The sequence below is a fragment of the Corynebacterium jeikeium genome (genome assembly GCF_000738175.1).
GTDB classification, from domain to species: Bacteria; Actinomycetota; Actinomycetes; order Mycobacteriales; family Mycobacteriaceae; genus Corynebacterium; species Corynebacterium jeikeium_C.
Map to the genome: position 1 here is coordinate 108319 of NZ_JFCH01000055.1, position 18214 is coordinate 126532.

Here is an 18214-nt window from a genome sequence, read left to right on the forward strand (position 1 = left end):
GCAGATGCCCAAAGTAAGCGACACGGACCTGGCAGAGCGGAAGGTCGAGATCCTGTCCGGCGCGCGCCACTGCTTCGCTAGCTACGGCTACGACGGCGCGACCGTCGCCCGGCTGGAAGAAACCATCGCCAAGTCCCGCGGCGCGATCTTCCACCATTACGGCAACAAAGATCAGCTGTTTCTCGAGGTTGCCCATGAAGACATGCGCAAAATGGCCGAACTAACGGCCGACGAGGGGCTTATCGGTGCTATTCGCGCCCTAGTCAAGTCAAAAGACTTGACCGACTGGTGGGGTATGCGTGTGGAGATCACCCGCAGGGTGAACATCGACCCCTGCTTCGCGGCGAAGTGGGAGCTGGATCAGCTGGCGCTGCGTGAAACCGTGCGCACCCGCCTGCGGGAACAGCGCGCCAGCGGGCGGATCCGCAAGGATGTGGAGATCGAGACGATAGCCCAGACGTTGGAGCTAGTGCTCGAGGGTGTGCTCGGACGGCTTGCCCAGCGACAGGGCACCGAAGGGCTATCCGACGCGCTGGACTTCGTGGAAAGCGCTCTGCGTTCCCCCGGACAATAGGCTGTCCAACCCGGTGAGTAGCATGTAGTGCATGATCGCAATCATGACCGTTACCGGGCTGGATCACACTGGAATCATCGCCGCCGTGTCCACCGCCCTGGCCGAGCTAGACGTCAACATCCTCAACGTCTCCCAGACCATCATGGACGACTACTTCACCATGATCCTGCACGTTCGTATCGACGACTCCCAGCACGGGATCGCCGACGTGCAGGACCGAATGGCGGAGGTCGAAAAACAGGAGAAGCTCGTCATCCGTGTGCAGTCGGAGGCCATCTTCTCCGCCATGCACGACGTGTAAGAATTCGAAAGGGTTAAAGAATGAATCCACGTCGTGGCGTCACAAACCAAAGCAACAACATCCTAGAGACCATCGAGATGATCGAGAAGTACCGTCTCGACATCCGGACCGTAACGATGGGCATCAACCTCATGCCCTGCATTCGCGAAACGATGGGAGCAACCGCCGAGGCGGTGTTTGAGCGCGTGGTGGACTACGCGCGGAACCTCGTGCCGGTGGCTCAGGAGATCGAGCGCGAGCTGGGAATCCCCATCGTTAACAAGCGCATCTCCGTCACCCCGGTGGGTATCCTCGCCTCCGCGGTAGAGGGCAACCCGGTGCGCATTGCCGAAGCACTGGATCGCGCGGCCACCGAGGTGGGCGTGAACTTCATCGGCGGCTACTCGGCCCTGGTGGACAAGGGGGCCACGCGCGGCGAGCTGGACCTGATTCGCTCGCTGCCCGAGGCGCTGAACGAGACGAACGTGGTCTGTGCCTCCGTGAACGTCGGCAGCTCGAAGGCGGGCATCAACATGAATGCGGTCCGCGAGATGGGGCACGTCATCAAGGATGCCTCCACATACGGGCCGGGCGGTACGCTGGCCTGCGCAAAGTTGGTCGTGTTTGCCAATTCAGTCTCCGATAACCCGTTCATGGCCGGCGCCTATCACGGGGTAGAAGAGCAGGACTGTGTGATCAACGTGGGTGTTTCGGGGCCCGGCGTGGTCGACCGCGCGGTCGCTGGAATGGAAGGCGCAACGCTCAACGAGGTTTCCGAGGAGATCAAGAGGGCGGCATTTAAGATCACCCGCACCGGCCAGCTGGTTGGCGTGATGGCCGCCCAAAGGTTGGGCGTGCCCTTCGGAATCGTGGATCTTTCCCTGGCTCCCACTGCGGAACTCGGCGATTCCGTGGCGCACATCTTGGAGCACATGGGGCTCGGCCAGGTGGGCACCCATGGCACCACTGCCGCCTTGGCGCTGCTGAACGATGCGGTGAAGAAGGGCGGCATGATGGCCTGCTCGCGCGTCGGTGGTCTCTCGGGTTCATTTATCCCGGTTTCCGAGGATAAGGGGATGATCGACGCTGTGCGCAGCGGCGCCATCAGCATCGACAAGCTGGAGGCTATGACGGCCATCTGCTCCGTAGGCCTGGACATGATCGCCATCCCGGGCGACACCCCCGCGGAGTCGATTGCTGGCATGATCGCCGACGAAGCGGCGATCGGTGTGATGAACCATAAGACCACCGCCGTGCGCGTGATCCCCGCGGTCGGTACAAAGGTGGGCGACGACGTGGACTTCGGTGGCCTGCTGGGCTACGCGCCGGTGATCGGCGTGAACCGTGCAAGCAGCGCCGAGTTCATCAACCGCGGTGGCTTCATCCCCGCCCCGCTGCACGGCTACCGCAACTAGGAAGGACTACTCGCTCGTATGGTGCAGGTCTTTAAGTACGGTCGCTCCTCTGCGGTCATCGATGACCCGTTTGATGGGCTGGTGCGGGGAGACCAGTCGGGCACATTTGATCAGCGCTGTACCCTACCCGCCGGGTCGGTTGCGCTGAACGCCGCGCTGTCGAACAACGGCCGCATGCCCGTTGCTGGTAACACCGCGGGCTTTAGCGTGGTGCAGACGGTAGTGCTGACAATTGGCGTGGTGCTGTTAGGCCTGGGAGGCTTCCTGGTCGCCGGCAGCGGCACCCAGACTCTGGTTATTGGCCTGGTGATCGGAGCCATTGGCCTGCTGATGGCGGGCGTGGCCCTCTATAGCGCCTTCAAGCGTCGCGGTCGACTGCGGATCCTGGGCAAAGCATGGGGAAATGGTTGGCTGCGCTTTGCTCCTGCCCGCGTGGGCGGCGTGTGGATTGCCCGGGTATCGACGCATAACGACAACGGGGAGCGCATGAACACGGAGCGCCGCTACTACTACAAGGCCATGGTGCAGGCCTACCCCACCGACGGCACCGAGCCGTTCACGTTCCGCACCGGCGAGTTCAACGCCCCGGCGAACTGGGAGGGTCGACCCTATAACCTGCACATGGCCGATGGCCCCATGGACGTGCTGGAGCCCGAGTTCACCAACGGATGGACCATTTGCCGGTACATCGCGGGCCAGCCGGAAACGGCCACGATTTCTACCGACCTGTCGGCCAAGCAGGTCAAGGCGGCTCTAGAGGTTTCGCAGATCCGCTAACGCCTGCAGCAGCTGGCCGTGGCGGGCGGGGATGCGGGAGCGCAGGATGATTTCCGTGCGCGTGCGCTGCACGCCCTCGACTTCCTGCAGTTTGAGGGTGATCTGCTCCAGGTGCTCGTGATCACGCGCCACCACGCGGCACGATAGGTCGTAGGGCCCGGCAATGGAATGCGCCTCCGTGATCCACGGGATTCTCAGTATTGCCGCGGTCGCCTGGTCTAACGTCCGCTGGTCCAGTGTGACGTGCACGAAAGCGCCCAGCGGGAAGCCTAGCGCACCCGGGTCGAAGTGCGGGGCGAAGCTGCCGATCACTCCCCTTTCCACGAGTTTGTCTATGCGGCTGCTCACCGTCGCGCGCGCCACCCCGAGCACCCGTGCGTACTCGCGCACCCCGGCCTTGGGCCTTTCGTTGAGTAGCATGCAGAGCTCGATGTCTGTCCGGTCGAGGTCCCTCATTCCTCTGCCCTATCTTTGTGACGCCCCTTCGCGGCCTGTTGGCAAAAAACATCTACTTTTGTGTGCAAATCTGTTGTCGCTTGGGTGGGATTCTAGGCCATTGGCCTAGGTTTTAGGTCTGGAATCTAAAAAACCTTTGCTAAGTGAACTATTTTCCCGCGGGTGCTACCGGGTAGCGTTGGCTGTCGCTTAATGTGATTCAAACCACAAACTGACAGCTCGCACGAAAGGGTGAACAGCGATGACCTCCACATTCATCCCCGACACAATCTCCACCGTCCAGGACCTCCCCGACTACACTCAGTCGCGTTATCGGGAGAAGACTGGGCACATCCACTTAACCGGCATCCAGGCGCTCGTGCGCACGGTGCTGGATCGCGCGGAGGCAGACCGTGAGATTGGGCTGCAGACCTCTAGCTTCGTTTCCGGCTACGAGGGCTCCCCGCTGGGTGGGTACGACCTTGAGCTGGGGCGCCGCAAGTCGCTGCTCGGCCAGTTTGATGTGCAGCACTTCCCTGCCGTCAATGAGGAGTTGGGCGTCACCGCCGTAGCGGGATCGCAGATGACGGATCGGGCGACGGTCAAGGAAGGCATCGACGGCGTGGTCGGCTACTGGTACGGCAAGGCGCCGGGGTTGGATAGGGCGGCCGATGCGCTGCGGCACGCGAACATGACCGGCACCAGCGGCACGGGCGGCGCGGTGGCCTTCGTGGGCGACGACCCGACGGCGAAGTCCTCGACGATCCCCTCTGCCTCCGGGCGAATCCTTGCGGATCTCGGGTTGCCGACCCTCGTGCCGGCGGACGCTGGCGACGTGCTGCGCCTCGGCACGCACGCAGCGTGGATGTCGCGCTACAGCGGCCTGTGGACAGCGCTGCGCATCACCACCCCCGTGGCTGACGGCTCCGCCAGCGTGGATCTGGAGGCCATCCGCGAGGCCACGACGGCCCGCGGTCTGGAGCGCGGCGGCGAGCACGAGCCCGAAGCTCGCCTGTTGGGCAAGCGACTGCTCGACCTTGAGGACACCCGCGTGGGCGAGCGCCTGCCGCGGGCTCTGGAGTACGCCCGCGAGCACCGACTGAACCGCTGGTGGGGCGCCCGGGGCGGCGACCGCGTGGGCGTGATCTGCGCAGGCAACACCTCCCTGGAGGTCGCGGAGGTCGTGGGCGAGGCGCACGTTCGCGTGCTGCAGCTGGCGATGACCTACCCGCTGGACCCACAGGAGCTGGAGCGCTTCTGCGAGGGGCTGGATACTCTCGTGGTCGCCGAGGAGCTAGGTACTCACCTGCTGGAATCCGTTCGCGCGTGCCTCTACGACCTCCCGGTGCGCCCCGCGATCGAGCACGTGAATGATCCGCTGAAGCAGCTGCCCAAGCTGTTGCGCAACGAGGGCATCGAGGTCGCCGGCGTGGAGAGCGGCCCCACCCGGATCTCCCTGCCGTTGGCGGTCCCCAACCGCGTGCCCCATTTCTGCTCCGGCTGCCCGCACAACCTCTCTACCCGCGCGGACGAGGACACGCTGGTCGGTGCCGGAATCGGCTGCCACGCCATGGTGATGCTGATGGATGACAAGCGAGTGGGCAAGATCATGGGCACCGCGCAGATGGGCGGCGAGGGCGCACACTGGATTGGAATGCACAGCTTCGTGTCCGAGGAGCACTTTGTGCAGAATATGGGCGACGGAACGTTCCTGCATTCGGGATCGCTGGCGCTGCGGGCAATGGTGGCGTCCAAGGTAAACGCAACCCTCAAGCTGCTGCACAACGGCACGGTAGCGATGACAGGGGGCCAGGACCCCGTGGGGCAGCCGAGCCTGGCGGGGTTGGTCGACATGGTGCGGGCGGAGAACCCGGCCAGGATCGTCGTGACCAGCGACGATGTGCGGCGCACGCGGCGCGCCCTGCGGGGTTCCGGCGTGCAGGTGCGCCCGCGCGAGGATCTGGCCAAGGTGCAGAAGGAGCTGGAGGCCCTACAGGGTGTCTCCGTGCTCATCCACGACCAGGAGTGCGCCGCCGAGAAGCGCCGCGCCCGCAACCGCAACCAGCGCGCCCAGGCCACCGAGAAGATCGTGATCAACGAGCGCATCTGCGAAGGCTGCGGTGACTGTGGTGAAAAGTCCGGCTGCCTGTCCCTGCAGCCGGTGGACACGCAGTTCGGCCGCAAGACCCGCGTGGATCAGACCAGCTGCAACACCGACCGCTCGTGCCTGTCCGGTGATTGTCCGGCCTTCACGACCGTCGTTGCGGTCGAGGAGAAGCGCGAGGTGCCGCCTATTGACGCCCACGCTCTCGACCCGGTGCCGGAGAGCGCGCTGGACAGCAAGCGCCCGTGGAACATCCGCATCTCGGGTGTGGGCGGCACGGGAGTGATGACGGCCTCGGCCGTAATCGCCACCGCCGCACACCTCGATGGACTTGCGGTGCGCGGCACGGACATGACGGGCCTGGCGCAGAAGGGCGGGTCGGTGGTCTCCGATCTGCGCATCTCTAAGAGTATTGGCCAGCACACGGGAACGGTGCCGCGCGGCGGCGCGGACCTGCTGATCGCGCTGGACGGCGTGACGGGTGCAGAAGATGCCAGCACGTCGGTGCTCAATGCGGCGCGGACGGTTGCCGTGCTGTCGAACTCCGCGACCCCCACAGGCCAGATGTGCACCGACGTTAAGGCCACCCGCCCCGACGGCGTGCAGATCACCGGCGCGCTGGGGCATGCGGCGAAGCGGGCGATCATCACCGACGCAATCCGCGTGTCCACCAAGCTCTTCGGTGAGTCCACGTTCCAGATCATGCTGCTCATCGGCGCTGCGGTACAGGCTGGTGCGCTGCCTGTGACCCCGGAGTCGATGGAAAAGGCGCTGCGGATCAACGGCAAGAAGGCCGAGGCCAACATCCAGGCCTTCCGCCGCGGCCGCCAGCTAGTGAGCCGCCCGGAGGCGCTGATCGAGCTGATGGGCGTGGAGCCCGACTACTCCCAATACCAGGAGGTTCAGCCTCTGGACCGCACTCGGGCCAAGATCGAAGAAGTTCTGGAGCCGAGCCTGGTAGATGATGTCGCGGTGTACTTTGACGAGATGCGCCGCTGGGGTTCCGAGCAGGATGCCCAGGATTACCTGACCGACGTGCGCGCGGTCTACGCCCACGAGCGGCGCGTGAACCCGAATGGCCCCGCAGAACTGACCCGCAGCTTCGCCGCTGGACTGCACAAGCTCTCCGCCTACAAGGACGAGTACGAGGTCGCCCGCCTGGCGCTGGACCCCGGATTCGCGGAGGCGCAGAAGGGCGGCAAGGTCACGGTCCAGTTCCAGCCGCCGCTGCTGCGCTCCCTGGGCCTGAACCGCAAGATCGGTCTCGGCCCACGGATGCGCCCGGTGCTCAGTGCGCTGGCGAAGGCCAAGGGGCTGCGTGGCACGCGCCTGGACATCTTCGGCTACGCGGAGGTGCGCAAGTTGGAGCGCAAGCTCGTCCACACCTACCGGGAGGAGATCCTGAGCCGGGCGCGGAACCTGCACAAGCCCGAGCAGGTAGCGGAGCTGGCCTCCCTGGCCGCTGCGGCCGATGGGGTGCGGGGGTTCGAGGACAAGAAAATCGACAGTGCGCACGAGTTGCTGCAGAAGTTGGGGCGCGCGGGCGTCAAAAAATAGTAAATAGACCAAGCGGTCTGTTACAGTAACGAATGTGACTTTCGTACTGCTAAGCCCCCGCAGCGGCGCCGAGGTGCTCGCCGCGGAATACGCCGACTTCCTCAGCTACAGCGGCCTCACCCCCGCCGAGCTCGAACAGCGACCGCTGGATAACCCCGGCGCCGACCTGGGAAGTTTCGACGGCGTGGAGGGCGTGTTTATCGGCGGCTCGCCGTTTACGATCACCCGCCCGGTCGACGTGGAATGGCAAGAAGCGATCTCGCAGAAGCTGGTGGATTTCATCCAGGTCGAATCGGAGCGGCAGCGCTTCGGCATCTTCTCCACCTGCTACGGCACCTCCATGCTGGCGCACTACCTAGACGGCGAGGTCAACAGTAAGTACTCGGAATCGGCGGGTACCAGCGAGGTTTCTCTTACTGACGCCGGGCGCGTCGACCCCATCACGGGTGCGCTCCCCGACCGCTTCACTGCGCTGACGGGCCACAAGGATTCCGTGGTGCGCGTGCCCGCGGAGGCCACCCTGCTGGCCACCGGCGAAACCTGCCCGGTGCAGATCTACCGCTACCGCGAAAACGTCTGGACCAGCCAATTCCACCCGGAGATGGATGCTGCCGGTATCACTCGGCGCCTCAGCTTCTACGAGGACGAGGGCTACTGCGACCCCGCGGAGATCGCGGAGACTTACGCACGCTTCGAGGGGCAGGATACGGCGGCGGCGAACTCGCTGCTGCGGCGCTTTGTGGAGCACTCCCGCAGCTCGCTGGGGATGGTGAGCTAGCTGGCTGGGCTAGGCCAGCTCGACGATCTCCATGTACTCATCGCTCCACAGGTCTTCCACGCCGTCGGGGAGCACGATCACCCGCTCGGGCTCCAGGGCCTTCACCGCGCCCGGGTCGTGGGTGACTAGCACTACCGCACCGGTGTAGGTTCGCAGCGCGTCGAGCACCTGCTCGCGGGACTGCGGATCCAAGTTATTGGTTGGCTCGTCCAGCAGCAGCACGTTCGCCCGGGAGCTCACGAGGGTGGCCAGAGCCAAGCGGGTCTTCTCGCCGCCAGAAAGGGTGCCGGCAGGCTGCTCCAGCTGCTCGCCGGAGAACATGAAGGCACCCAGCAGGCCGCGCAGGTCCTGCTCGCCGGCATCGGGGCAGGCTTCGACGGCGTTTTCCCAGACGGACTTGTCCGGGTCGATCGTGTCGTGCTCCTGGGCGAAGTAGCCCACCTTCAGGCCGTGGCCGGTGACTATGCCGCCCTCGCCGTCGGTGCGTTCCACCCCGGCCAGCAGCTTTAGCAGTGTGGTCTTTCCCGCGCCGTTGAAGCCGAGCACCACCACGCGGGAGCCCTTGTCGATGGCTAGATCCACCCCGGCGAAGACCTCCAGGGAGCCGTACATCTTGGTCAGCCCCTTGGCGTTCATGGGGGTCTTGCCACACGGGGCGGGCTCCGGGAAGCTGATGTTGGCCACGCGATCCTCGACGCGGATCTCGTCCAGGTTGCCCAGCATCTTTTTCGCGCGGGCGGCCATCTGCTTGGCGGCCTTCGCCTTGGTGGCCTTGGCTCCCAGCTTCTCGGCCTGTTGCTTCAGCGCGCTGGCCTTCTTCTCGGCATTGGCCTTCTCACGGCGGCGGCGCGCCTCATCGGTGGCACGGGCGTCCTTGTACTTGGTCCAGCCCATGTTGTAGACGTCGGCCTCGCCGCGCACAGCGTCCAGGAACCAGATCTTGTTGCAGACGTCGTCCAGCAGTTCCACGTCGTGGCTGATCATGATCAGCCCGCCCTCGTGCTTGGCCAAAAAGCCGCGCAGCCAGGTGATGGAGTCCGCGTCCAGGTGGTTAGTCGGCTCGTCCAAAAGCAGTGTCGTCTGCGAACGGCCGGAGCCGGCGGTGGCTGCAAAGAGGATCTGCGCTAGCTCCACGCGGCGGCGCTGGCCGCCGGAGAGGGTCTTCAGTGGCTGGTCCAGCACCCGTTCGGGCAGCCCCAGTGAGTCGCAGATCTGCGCGGCTTCACTGTCGGCCTCGTAGCCGCCGAGGGCGTGGTACTTTTCCTCCAGGCGGCTGTACTTGAGGATCGCGGCATCGCGCTGGCCGGCGGATTCGCTGGTCTCCATGATTTCCTGCTGGCGCTCCATGGAGTGCCGGATGCGGTCCAGGCCACGCGCGGAAAGCACGCGGTCGCGCGCGCTCTGCTCGATGTCGCCTTCTTTGGAGTCCTGCGGCAGGTAGCCCATCTCGCCGCTGCGTGTGACGGTGCCACCGTAGGGCTCGCCCTCGCCCGCCAGGATGCGCATGGTGGTGGTCTTGCCCGCACCGTTTCGCCCGACCAGGCCGATGCGATCGCCGGGCTGCACTCGTAGGTGCTGTCCGGGGGCGTTCAGCAGGGTTCGGGCCCCCACCCGAACCTCGAGGTCATTAGTAACAATCACAAGGAAGAAGCCTATCAGCCATCCCCGTCGGCGACCCTTCCCACCCCATGAACACCGGAGTCGCGTTGCCCGGGTCCCCCACAGTCCCGAGTCGCATCCGGTGTGTGTCACCGACGGGGTTGTCTTCTTTTCGTGCCCCACCTTTCGGTATGTTCGTACCGAGTAGGACAACGTTCATGTTAGAAACTGTGTTTGGCGCCCGCAGGCTAAGCGTTACACCCGATTTTGGCCTGTCCCCCCAAACCTTGAACTTAAACCTGAGCTTGCGAAGCTTCTTATTCTATTAGGCACTTCTTATACCTGTAGCTAATGCATTAAGCCGCAAAAATTTCCTAAAGAAGTGATGAGTAAAACACGGCTGTGTAAGTTCGGGGGTAAGAATCCTGAATCGGAGGTTTAAAGTGACCCAGCGGCTCGCGCTTAAAGGCCTCGGACCAGCCGGTGCGATTCTAGCCATTCGAGCTGTACAGCGCGGCTTCCACGTCACCGCCTATGATCCGGCCTTCGACGACCACAGCTCTTCCCCCTTCCCCGGCACCTATGGGGTGTTCTCCACGCAGATACCCTCCTGGGCCGATCACTTGTTTGGCCCACCAGAATCTTTGGAGGTCGTCGCGGGCACTCCCCTCACCCGCCGCACCCTCGGATTTAGCTATCGGATGCTGAACCAGGAGGCGGTAGTCGAAGCACTGAGAAGCTCGGGCGTGCGCATCAAACCTGAGCGCCTTCCCAATGGCGTGGAGGCCATCGACTGCACCGGCGCCCCACGTACGGACGCCGCACTGTGGCAACTGGCTGTCGGATGGTTCTTGCCTTTTGGTGACGCCCCTTCAGAATCCACCCCCACCTTCATGGATTGGACCGGGACGGTTGCCCAGGCCGGGGTTTGCCCGCCCAGCTTCTGCTACGTTCAGCGCACGGACGAGGGCTGGCTGTACGAGGAGACGATCCTGGCAGCGCACTGCAGCGCCGATGTGGCGAAACAGGAAGAAGTGTTCGAGGTTCTGCGGGCGCGCCTGGCAGACCGCATAGGCAACCAGACTGTAGTGCGCGAAGAACGGGTCGCGATCCCGATGGGGACCAGGCGGCGTCATAAAGAAAGAAAGTTCGGTGCCGCGGCGGGGTTTATCAATCCCGCGACGGGCTACTCGCTGGGGCACGCTCTGGAGGCTGCCGACGGTTTTCTGGACGGCAACCGCACCGGCGGGTGGCTGGCGTATGTACTGCGGCAAGTCGGTGGGGAGCTCATCGCCCGAGCCGATGGCGCCACGCTACAGGACTTCTTCGGGCACTTCTTTGCCCTGGACACGCGGAGGCAGCTGGCGTATTTGAGCGGGCGCGACGGGCTGGCCGTGGCACGCACGATGTGGGCGCTAAGGGAGGGAACCGGGCTGCGCCACGAGTTCCTCCGTCCCCTATTCCGCCGCCCCTGTTCAGTGGGCCGGGCGGTGTGGCAGAGGCTGTTCTAGGGCTAGACCGTGAAGCCGAGGAAACGCAGCTGCTCGCGGCCTTCCTCGTTGATCATGTGCGGGCCCCAGGCCGGGGTCCACACCCAGTTGATTTGCAGGTCGGAAACCTCGTCGACGTTGTTGATCACAGCATCGCGCGCCTGATCCTCCAGCACGTCCTGCAGCGGGCAGGCCGGGGAAGTCAAAGTCATGTTCAGCACCGCGGTCTTGTCCTCGATCCAAATGTCATAGACCAGGCCGAGATCGATGACGTTGATGCCGAGCTCCGGGTCGATAACGTCCAGCAGGTGCTCCTCGACCTTGCCGGCCAGCGCCATGTCCTCCGGGCTGCGCTCCGACGGGCCTTCCGGAGCCTTGTCCAAAGGCGAGGGGTCCATCTCCGGGGCGGTGGGTTCTGCGTTCTCAGTCATGGTGTGTTCCTTACTCTGTGTTGGTGTTAGCGCTCACGCCGGCCTCAGTGGCAGCGGCCTCGAAGGCCTTCCAGCCGAGCAGGGCGCACTTCACGCGGGCGGGGTACTTGGAGACACCCGCGAAGGCAATGCCGTCGCCGATGATCTCGTCGTCGCCTTCGATCTTGCCGCGGGAGGTGACCATGCGCTCGAATTCCGCCAGCTTGGCGAAGGCTTCCGCGACGGGGCGGCCGACCAGCTCCTCGGCCATGACGGACGTGGAGGCCTGGCTAATGGAGCAGCCCACAGCGTCATAGGAGATGTCTTCGACCGTCTGGTTGTCCTCGCTGAGGTGCAGGCGCAGCGTGAGCTCGTCGCCACACGAGGTGTTCACGTGGTGCACCTCGGCCTCGAAGGGCTCGCGCAGGCCCGCGTGCTGCGGGTGCTTGTAGTGGTCCAGGATCACTTCCTGGTACATCTGCTCAAGTTTCATAGGGACCTAATATCCTCTAGTACTTTCTTCAATCGCCGTTTCTACGCTGTTTCTTCTACGCTGTGCCGTTTACGCTTTCTACGCCGCGCCGAAGAACTCTTGCGCCTTGCGGATGGCAGCGACCAGCGCGTCGACTTCCGAAAAGTCATTGTAGATGTAGAAACTGGCGCGGGCGGTGGCCTGCACGCCCATGCACGTGTGTACCGGCCATGCACAGTGGTGGCCCACACGGATGCACACACCCTGATCGTCGACGACCTGGCCGAGGTCGTGCGGGTGGATTCCCTCCACGACGAAGCTCAGGGCGCTACCGCGGTTCTGCGTGTCGGTGGGGCCGATGATGCGCAAGCCTTCGATGGTCTGCAGCTGTTCCAGGGCGTAGGCCGTCAGCTCCGCTTCGTGGGCGGAAACCTTGTCCATACCCAGCTCGCTCAGGTACTTCACGGCAGCGCCCAGACCCACGACCTGGGAAGTCATTTGCGTTCCGGCCTCGAAACGCTGTGGAGCTTCAGTGAATGTCGTGCGCTCCATAGTGACCTTCTCCACCATCGAACCGCCGGTCAGGAAAGGAGGTAGCTGGTCGAGGTGCTGGGTCTTGCCATAAAGGACGCCGACGCCGTTAGGTCCCAACATCTTGTGGCCGGAGAACGCGGCGAAGTCCACGTCCAGCTCGTGGAAGTCCACGGGCATGTGCGGCACGGATTGGCAGGCGTCCAGGACGAAGATCGCCCCGACTGCGCGGGCGCGGCGTACGGCCTCCTTGACGTCCAGCACGGCGCCGGTGACGTTCGACTGGTGCGTCAGCGCAACGACCTTAGTGCGCTCGCTGAGCTCCAGGCTCTCCAGGTCGATGCGGCCATCCGGAGTAGCGGAGTACCACTTCAGGGTCGCACCGGTGCGTTGGGCGAGCTCCTGCCACGGCACCAGGTTGGCGTGGTGCTCCAGCTCGGAGACTACGATCTCGTCGCCTTCTGTGACCTGCAGCTCCCCCGCCCGGGCGTCGCCCAGAATGTAGGCGACCTCGTTGAGCGCTTCGGTGGCGTTCTTGGCGAAGGCGATCTCCCGGTCCTCGGCGCCGACGAAGGCGGCGATGGCCTCACGGGCGGACTCGTAGGACTCGGTGGCCTCCTCCGCGATCTCGTAGGCACCGCGGTGCACCGGAGCGTTATGGGTGGTCAGGAACTCCCGCTCCGCATCCAACACCTGCATTGGCCGCTGGGCGGTAGCTCCGGAATCCAGATACACCAGCTTCTTCCCGTCGCGCACGGTGCGCGAGAGAATCGGGAAGTCGCTGCGGATCTTCGCGGTGTCCAGGGAACTGGTTGAACTCACAAGTTCACACTTTCTGCCCAGCTAGGGCTGGGCCGAGCGAGGTTGGTAGGAAGTAAACGGATGGGAGGGGTGACGCGCAGGCTTAGATGAACTTCTCGTAGCCCTCGGACTCGAGCTGCTCAGCCAGCTCCGGGCCGCCGGACTCTACGATGCGGCCGTCGGCGAAGACGTGCACGTGGTCGGGCTTCACGTAGTTCAGGATGCGCTGGTAGTGCGTAATCATTACCACGCCGCCGTTCTCACGCTCCTGGTAGCGGTTGATGCCATCGGAGACGACACGCAGCGCGTCAACGTCCAGGCCGGAGTCGGTCTCGTCTAGGATGGCGAACTTCGGCTTCAGCAGACCCAGCTGCAGGATCTCGTGGCGCTTCTTCTCGCCGCCGGAGAAGCCCTCGTTGATGGAGCGCTCGGAGAACGACGGGTCGATCGCCAGCTCTTCCATCGCGCCGCGGGCCTCCTTGACCCACTCGCGGATCTTCGGTGCCTCGCCGCGCACGGCAGTGGCGGAAGAACGCAGGAAGTTAGCCATGGAAACGCCCGGCACCTCGGTCGGGTACTGCATAGCCAGGAACAGGCCCGCACGTGCGCGCTCGTCGACTTCCATATCCAGCAAGTTCTCGCCGTCCAACAGCACCTCGCCCTCGGTGATCTCGTAGCGCGGGTGGCCAGCGATGGCGTAGGACAGGGTGGACTTGCCGGAGCCGTTCGGGCCCATGATGGCGTGGGTCTCACCGGAGTTGATGGTCAGGTTCACGCCGTGCAGGATCGGCTTCGGATCCTCGTTCTCGTCGGCGGGGACGACCTGCGCGTGCAGATTCTTGATTTCCAGAGTGCTCATGGTGTGTTAAAAGCTTTCTTTGGGTTTTGACGGGGTGAATGAATTTAAAGAACCGTGTGCTGCAGCTCGGCCTCGACCTTGTCCTCCAGCAGCTCGCGGATGGACTCTTCCGGGATGCGCTTAATCACGTCGGTGAAGAAACCACGGACGATCAGCATCTTGGCGTTAGCCGGGTCGATGCCACGCGACTGCAGGTAGAACATGTGCTCATCGTCGAAGCGACCGACGGTGGCGGCGTGACCCGCGCCAACGATCTCGCCGGTCTGAATCTCCAGGTTCGGCACCGCATCAGCGCGCGCGCCGGAGGTCAGCAGCAGGTTGTTGTTCTTCTCGTAGGTGTCGGTGCCCGTGGCCTCCGGACGGATCAGCACGTCGCCGATCCACGCCGTGCGTGCCTCGCGGGCATCCTTGCCCTTCTCCGGCTCGCCTTGCAGCGCACCCTTGTACAGCACATTGGAGCGGCAGTTGCGGATAGAGTGATCCACCAGCAGGCGCTGCTCGAAGTACTGACCCGCATCCGCGAAGTACAGCCCCAGCAGCTCAGCGTCGCCGCCGGTGTCCGTGTAGCGCACGTGCGGCACGGAGCGCACCACGTGGCCGCCGAAGGCCGCGTAGTAGTGGCGCACGGTTGCATCGCGACCGACCTGGATATGCGAGTTCGACAGGTGAACTGCATCGTCGTTCCAGTCCTCGAAGACCACGGTGGTCAGCTTCGCGCCGGTGCCAACGACGAACTCGACGTTGTCAGAGTGCGCGCCGGAGCCCTCGTAGCGGACGAACACCACGGCCTCGGCGTGGGGCTCGAGCTCCACGACCAGGGTGCCGTAGGAGATCCCGTCCTCCCCCGGACCGTCGACGGTGATGGTCACCGGAGCCTTTAGCGCCGCATCCTTGGAGATGCGCACGTAGTCCGCGGACTCAGTGTTCTCCCACGCCTGGGCTGCGGCACGATCCACGGGAGCACCCGCGCGGCCGAGGCGCTCGTCGCCCGGCTCCAACTGTTCGACGGTCACGTTGGGGGCGTCATCATCAGAAACACCGACGGCGACGGCAGCGCGCTTGCCAGCTACGGCCGAGCCATCGTGCAGGCCGCGCAGCTCGCGCAGCGGGGTGAAGCGCCAATCCTCATCCTTACCGCGCGGCACGGCGAAGTCCGCGGCCGAGAAAGAGGTGAAACGGTCGCCCTTGGTCTGGTGATCCGTACCAGCCTGGACCGGTGTGATAGTCGCTTCGGTTTCGTTGAGTTGGGTGGTCATTTGGTTTAACCCACCGATCCTTCCATCTGCAGTTCGATTAGACGGTTGAGCTCCAGGGCGTACTCCATGGGCAGCTCCTTGGCGATGGGCTCCACGAAGCCGCGGACGATCATCGCCATTGCCTCTTCCTCCTCGATGCCGCGGGACATCAGGTAGAACAGCTGATCCTCGGAGACCTGGGAGACGGTGGCCTCGTGGCCCAGCGTCACGTGGTCGTTACGAATGTCGTTGTACGGGTATGTGTCCGATCGAGAGATGGAGTCGACCAGCAGCGCGTCACACTCGACATTCGAGGCGGAGTGGTGCGCATCCTTGTTCACCTGCACCAGGCCACGGTAGGCAGCGCGGCCACCGGCGCGGGCGACGGACTTGGAGACGATGTTCGAGCTCGTGTGCGGAGCCATGTGCACCATCTTCGCGCCCGTGTCCTGGAACTGACCCTCGCCAGCGAAAGCCACGGAGAGCACCTCGCCCTTCGCATGCGGGCCGGTCATCCACACGGCCGGGTACTTCATGGTTACCTTGGAGCCGATGTTGCCGTCGACCCACTCCATCGTGCCGCCCTCTTCGCACTTGGTGCGCTTGGTGACGAGGTTGTAGACGTTGTTCGACCAGTTCTGGATCGTGGTGTAGCGGCAGCGGCCACCCTTCTTCACGATGATCTCAACCACAGCGGAGTGCAGGGAGTCGGTCTTGTAGATCGGCGCGGTGCAGCCCTCGACGTAGTGGACGTATGCGTCCTCGTCGACGATGATCAGCGTGCGCTCGAACTGACCCATGTTCTCGGTGTTAATGCGGAAGTACGCCTGCAGTGGGATGTCCACGTGCACGCCCTTCGGAACGTAAATGAAGGAACCACCGGACCAGACGGCCGTGTTCAGTGCGGAGAACTTGTTGTCGCCGGCCGGGATAACGGTGCCGAAGTACTCCTCGAACAGCTCGGGGTACTCGCGCAGTCCGGTATCGGTATCGACGAAGATCACGCCCTGCTTTTCCAGGTCCTCGCGGATCTGGTGGTACACAACCTCGGACTCGTACTGGGCGGCCACGCCAGCGACCAGGCGCTGCTTCTCGGCCTCCGGAATGCCCAGCTTGTCGTAGGTGTTCTTAATGTCCTCCGGCAGATCCTCCCAGGTCTGAGCCTGCTTCTCGGTGGAGCGGACGAAGTACTTGATGTTGTCGAAGTCGATATCGCTAAGGTCCGCGCCCCACGTCGGCAGCGGCTTCTTATCGAAGATATCCAGAGCCTTCAGGCGGCGCTTCAGCATCCACTCCGGCTCGTTCTTCTTCGCGGAGATGTCGCGGACGACGTCCTCGTTAAGGCCGCGGCGGGCGGAGGCGCCGGCGACATCGGAATCGTGCCAGCCGTAGCCGTACGCGCCGATGGAATCGATGATCTCTTCGTCGGTCTGGGGTTTAGTTTCAGGTGTTTGTGCAGCTTGAGTCATGGTTTAACTTTCCTTCTTGGGGGAAGGGTCAATGGTTCTAAGCGGAATATAGGTGGTGCAGACACCGTTGCCGTCGGCGATCGTTGCCAAAGGTTGAGTGTGCTGTCCCAGCAGCTCTGCAACCACCCGGTGCTCCGCCGCGCACAGTTCTGGGAACTCGTGAGCGACATCTTGGATCGGGCAGTGATGACGGCAAATCTGTACGCCACCGCCTGCGTGACCGACAGTGGCAGCGTAGCCCCTCTTGGTCAATGCGTCGGCAATGGCCTGGGCCTTGGCGGCTACGTCCGCGTCGGAGTCGGAGACGTCCTGCAGCAGATCGTTGATGCGCTGAGCGGCGAAATCCTCCACCGCTTCTTCTCCGCCGGCAGAGCGAAGAGCGCGCATCGCCAGCAAGGCGAGCGTGTCGTAATCATGTCCAAACTCCGCCCGGCCTTCGTCCGTCAGTCTAAAGAGCTTGGCGGGTCGTCCACGTTGCCCGGATCGAGGTGCCTCGACGACCTCGGCGAGGCCGTCGGAGACGATGTTGTCTAAGTGACGCCGAACGCCGGCGGCGCTTAGACCAAACGCCTCGCTGATGTCCGATGCGCTCACCGGACCGTGGCGCAGCACGTGCAGAAGAATGCGGTGCCGCGTGTCGTGCTCTGCGGTGGGCTGGGTTGCCCGCTCCTCAGATGTTCGTGCCACGCTATACCTCCTTTGGCTTCTGTTCGAGTGCGCCTGTGCAACTAAAAGTTGTGCCTACATGATTAGACAACAAAAGTGTGTCGTAAATATTCCCGCTTGTCTACTAAGGTAACCCTGCCTAACTGTGAACTGGCCCCCGAAAGTTGGACTGGTTTAATTCTAGGCGGTTAGGGCTTCAAGGGTCTGATTCCGATATTGCATCGGGGTCAGGCCCTTGAGTCGTTGTTGGATGCGTTTGGTGTTGTACCACTGGATGTATTCGTCGATTGCCTGGTTGAATTCTGCGACGGTGCCGAAGACTTCACCGTGGTACATCTCGGTTTTCAAGTGGCCGAAGAAGTTCTCCATGACCGCGTTGTCGTAACAGTTGGCTTTACGCGACATCGACTGAACACCGCCGTTGTCACCGATCAGGTCGCGCCAGGAGGCATGCTGGTACTGGAAGCCTTGGTCAGTGTGCATCATCCACCCGGGTTCAGGCGCACATGTTCTAATCGCCTTGGTTAAAGAATCGGCGGTAAACGCTGTCGACGGCGATGTAGCCACGGTGTGGGCAACAATTGAACGGTCAAACAGGTCCATCACCGGTGACAGGTAGACCTTGCGGCCTGCGACCCTGAACTCGGTGACGTCGCTGACAAAGACAGTATTTGGCCGATCCGGAGTGAACTTGCGGTCAAGCTTGTTGTCAGCGATGTGACTGATCGCCCCAGCATAAGAAACATACGGCCTGCGCTGGCG

Annotated in this window: 17 protein-coding genes; 7 read left to right on the forward strand and 10 right to left on the reverse strand. The window is 63.6% G+C overall.

Features of this window, described 5'->3' with window-relative positions:
* The first annotated feature begins 4 nt into the window (after positions 1 to 4).
* From JQ46_RS09415 to JQ46_RS09430, 4 genes are read left to right on the forward strand one after another with little or no spacing between them, the layout of a single operon-like run.
* A complete protein-coding gene (locus JQ46_RS09415) occupies positions 5 to 574 on the forward strand; it encodes a TetR/AcrR family transcriptional regulator (RefSeq protein ID WP_034987652.1) in 570 nt (189 codons plus the stop codon).
* 31 nt (positions 575 to 605) lie between these two features.
* A complete protein-coding gene (locus tag JQ46_RS09420; RefSeq protein ID WP_005294749.1) occupies positions 606 to 875 on the forward strand; it encodes an ACT domain-containing protein in 270 nt (89 codons plus the stop codon).
* 20 nt (positions 876 to 895) lie between these two features.
* A complete protein-coding gene (locus JQ46_RS09425) occupies positions 896 to 2269 on the forward strand; it encodes a PFL family protein (protein ID WP_034987609.1) in 1374 nt (457 codons plus the stop codon).
* 18 nt (positions 2270 to 2287) lie between these two features.
* On the forward strand, positions 2288 to 3046 hold the full coding sequence (locus JQ46_RS09430) for a hypothetical protein (protein ID WP_034987611.1): 759 nt from the start codon (positions 2288 to 2290) through the stop codon (positions 3044 to 3046).
* On the opposite strand, the gene JQ46_RS09435 is transcribed toward JQ46_RS09430, so the two are convergent.
* On the reverse strand, positions 3023 to 3502 hold the full coding sequence (locus JQ46_RS09435; protein WP_011273553.1) for an Lrp/AsnC family transcriptional regulator: 480 nt from the start codon (positions 3500 to 3502) through the stop codon (positions 3023 to 3025). The genes JQ46_RS09430 and JQ46_RS09435 overlap by 24 nt on opposite strands.
* Before the next feature lie 241 nt (positions 3503 to 3743).
* Between JQ46_RS09435 and JQ46_RS09440 the strand changes: the two genes are divergently transcribed.
* Together JQ46_RS09440 and JQ46_RS09445 are read left to right on the forward strand one after the other, a co-directional pair.
* Entirely contained in the window at positions 3744 to 7142 is a 3399-nt protein-coding gene (locus tag JQ46_RS09440) for a DUF6537 domain-containing protein (RefSeq protein WP_034987613.1), read from the forward strand.
* A 34-nt stretch (positions 7143 to 7176) separates the two neighbouring features.
* The gene (locus JQ46_RS09445) at positions 7177 to 7920 is read left to right on the forward strand and encodes a glutamine amidotransferase (protein ID WP_034987614.1); all 744 of its coding nucleotides are present in this window, start codon (positions 7177 to 7179) and stop codon (positions 7918 to 7920) included.
* A 9-nt stretch (positions 7921 to 7929) separates the two neighbouring features.
* Here JQ46_RS09445 and JQ46_RS09450 read toward each other — a convergent pair whose 3' ends face one another.
* Complete coding sequence (locus tag JQ46_RS09450) at positions 7930 to 9561, reverse strand: ABC-F family ATP-binding cassette domain-containing protein (RefSeq protein WP_034987617.1); 1632 nt, start codon at positions 9559 to 9561, stop codon at positions 7930 to 7932.
* 401 nt (positions 9562 to 9962) lie between these two features.
* Between JQ46_RS09450 and JQ46_RS09455 the strand changes: the two genes are divergently transcribed.
* Positions 9963 to 11030 carry a lycopene cyclase family protein gene (locus tag JQ46_RS09455; protein WP_051876318.1) on the forward strand — a complete coding sequence of 356 codons (1068 nt, stop codon included), beginning with the start codon at positions 9963 to 9965 and terminating at the stop codon, positions 11028 to 11030.
* A 2-nt stretch (positions 11031 to 11032) separates the two neighbouring features.
* Here JQ46_RS09455 and JQ46_RS09460 read toward each other — a convergent pair whose 3' ends face one another.
* The 8 genes from JQ46_RS09460 to JQ46_RS09495 form a co-directional block, all read right to left on the reverse strand.
* Positions 11033 to 11440 carry a metal-sulfur cluster assembly factor gene (locus tag JQ46_RS09460; RefSeq protein ID WP_011273558.1) on the reverse strand — a complete coding sequence of 136 codons (408 nt, stop codon included), beginning with the start codon at positions 11438 to 11440 and terminating at the stop codon, positions 11033 to 11035.
* A gap of 10 nt (positions 11441 to 11450) precedes the next feature.
* Positions 11451 to 11912 (reverse strand): Fe-S cluster assembly sulfur transfer protein SufU, encoded by a 462-nt coding sequence (gene sufU / locus JQ46_RS09465; protein ID WP_011273559.1) that lies wholly within the window; start codon positions 11910 to 11912, stop codon positions 11451 to 11453.
* Positions 11913 to 11990: 78 nt separating this feature from the next.
* Complete coding sequence (locus JQ46_RS09470; RefSeq protein ID WP_011273560.1) at positions 11991 to 13244, reverse strand: cysteine desulfurase; 1254 nt, start codon at positions 13242 to 13244, stop codon at positions 11991 to 11993.
* Between the two features lie 82 nt (positions 13245 to 13326).
* The gene (sufC, locus tag JQ46_RS09475) at positions 13327 to 14082 is read right to left on the reverse strand and encodes a Fe-S cluster assembly ATPase SufC (RefSeq protein WP_011273561.1); all 756 of its coding nucleotides are present in this window, start codon (positions 14080 to 14082) and stop codon (positions 13327 to 13329) included.
* Positions 14083 to 14126: 44 nt separating this feature from the next.
* Complete coding sequence (gene sufD, locus JQ46_RS09480) at positions 14127 to 15338, reverse strand: Fe-S cluster assembly protein SufD (RefSeq protein WP_011273562.1); 1212 nt, start codon at positions 15336 to 15338, stop codon at positions 14127 to 14129.
* 5 nt (positions 15339 to 15343) lie between these two features.
* Positions 15344 to 16786 carry a Fe-S cluster assembly protein SufB gene (gene sufB, locus JQ46_RS09485; protein WP_034987621.1) on the reverse strand — a complete coding sequence of 481 codons (1443 nt, stop codon included), beginning with the start codon at positions 16784 to 16786 and terminating at the stop codon, positions 15344 to 15346.
* 3 nt (positions 16787 to 16789) lie between these two features.
* A complete protein-coding gene (locus tag JQ46_RS09490) occupies positions 16790 to 17473 on the reverse strand; it encodes a helix-turn-helix transcriptional regulator (RefSeq protein ID WP_034987624.1) in 684 nt (227 codons plus the stop codon).
* A 159-nt stretch (positions 17474 to 17632) separates the two neighbouring features.
* Positions 17633 to 18214 (reverse strand): IS3 family transposase (locus tag JQ46_RS09495; protein ID WP_034986459.1); only part of this gene is annotated, 582 nt, incomplete at its 5' end.

Coding starts and splice junctions, on each gene's coding strand:
- JQ46_RS09440 (WP_034987613.1), top strand. CDS start 3,744: ATGACCTCCACATTCATCCCCGACACAATCTCCACCGTCCAGGACCTC.
- JQ46_RS09430 (WP_034987611.1), top strand. CDS start 2,288: ATGGTGCAGGTCTTTAAGTACGGTCGCTCCTCTGCGGTCATCGATGAC.
- JQ46_RS09435 (WP_011273553.1), bottom strand. CDS start 3,502: ATGAGGGACCTCGACCGGACAGACATCGAGCTCTGCATGCTACTCAAC.
- JQ46_RS09420 (WP_005294749.1), top strand. CDS start 606: ATGATCGCAATCATGACCGTTACCGGGCTGGATCACACTGGAATCATC.
- sufB (WP_034987621.1), bottom strand. CDS start 16,786: ATGACTCAAGCTGCACAAACACCTGAAACTAAACCCCAGACCGACGAA.
- JQ46_RS09415 (WP_034987652.1), top strand. CDS start 5: ATGCCCAAAGTAAGCGACACGGACCTGGCAGAGCGGAAGGTCGAGATC.
- JQ46_RS09460 (WP_011273558.1), bottom strand. CDS start 11,440: ATGACTGAGAACGCAGAACCCACCGCCCCGGAGATGGACCCCTCGCCT.
- JQ46_RS09425 (WP_034987609.1), top strand. CDS start 896: ATGAATCCACGTCGTGGCGTCACAAACCAAAGCAACAACATCCTAGAG.
- sufD (WP_011273562.1), bottom strand. CDS start 15,338: ATGACCACCCAACTCAACGAAACCGAAGCGACTATCACACCGGTCCAG.
- sufC (WP_011273561.1), bottom strand. CDS start 14,082: ATGAGCACTCTGGAAATCAAGAATCTGCACGCGCAGGTCGTCCCCGCC.
- sufU (WP_011273559.1), bottom strand. CDS start 11,912: ATGAAACTTGAGCAGATGTACCAGGAAGTGATCCTGGACCACTACAAG.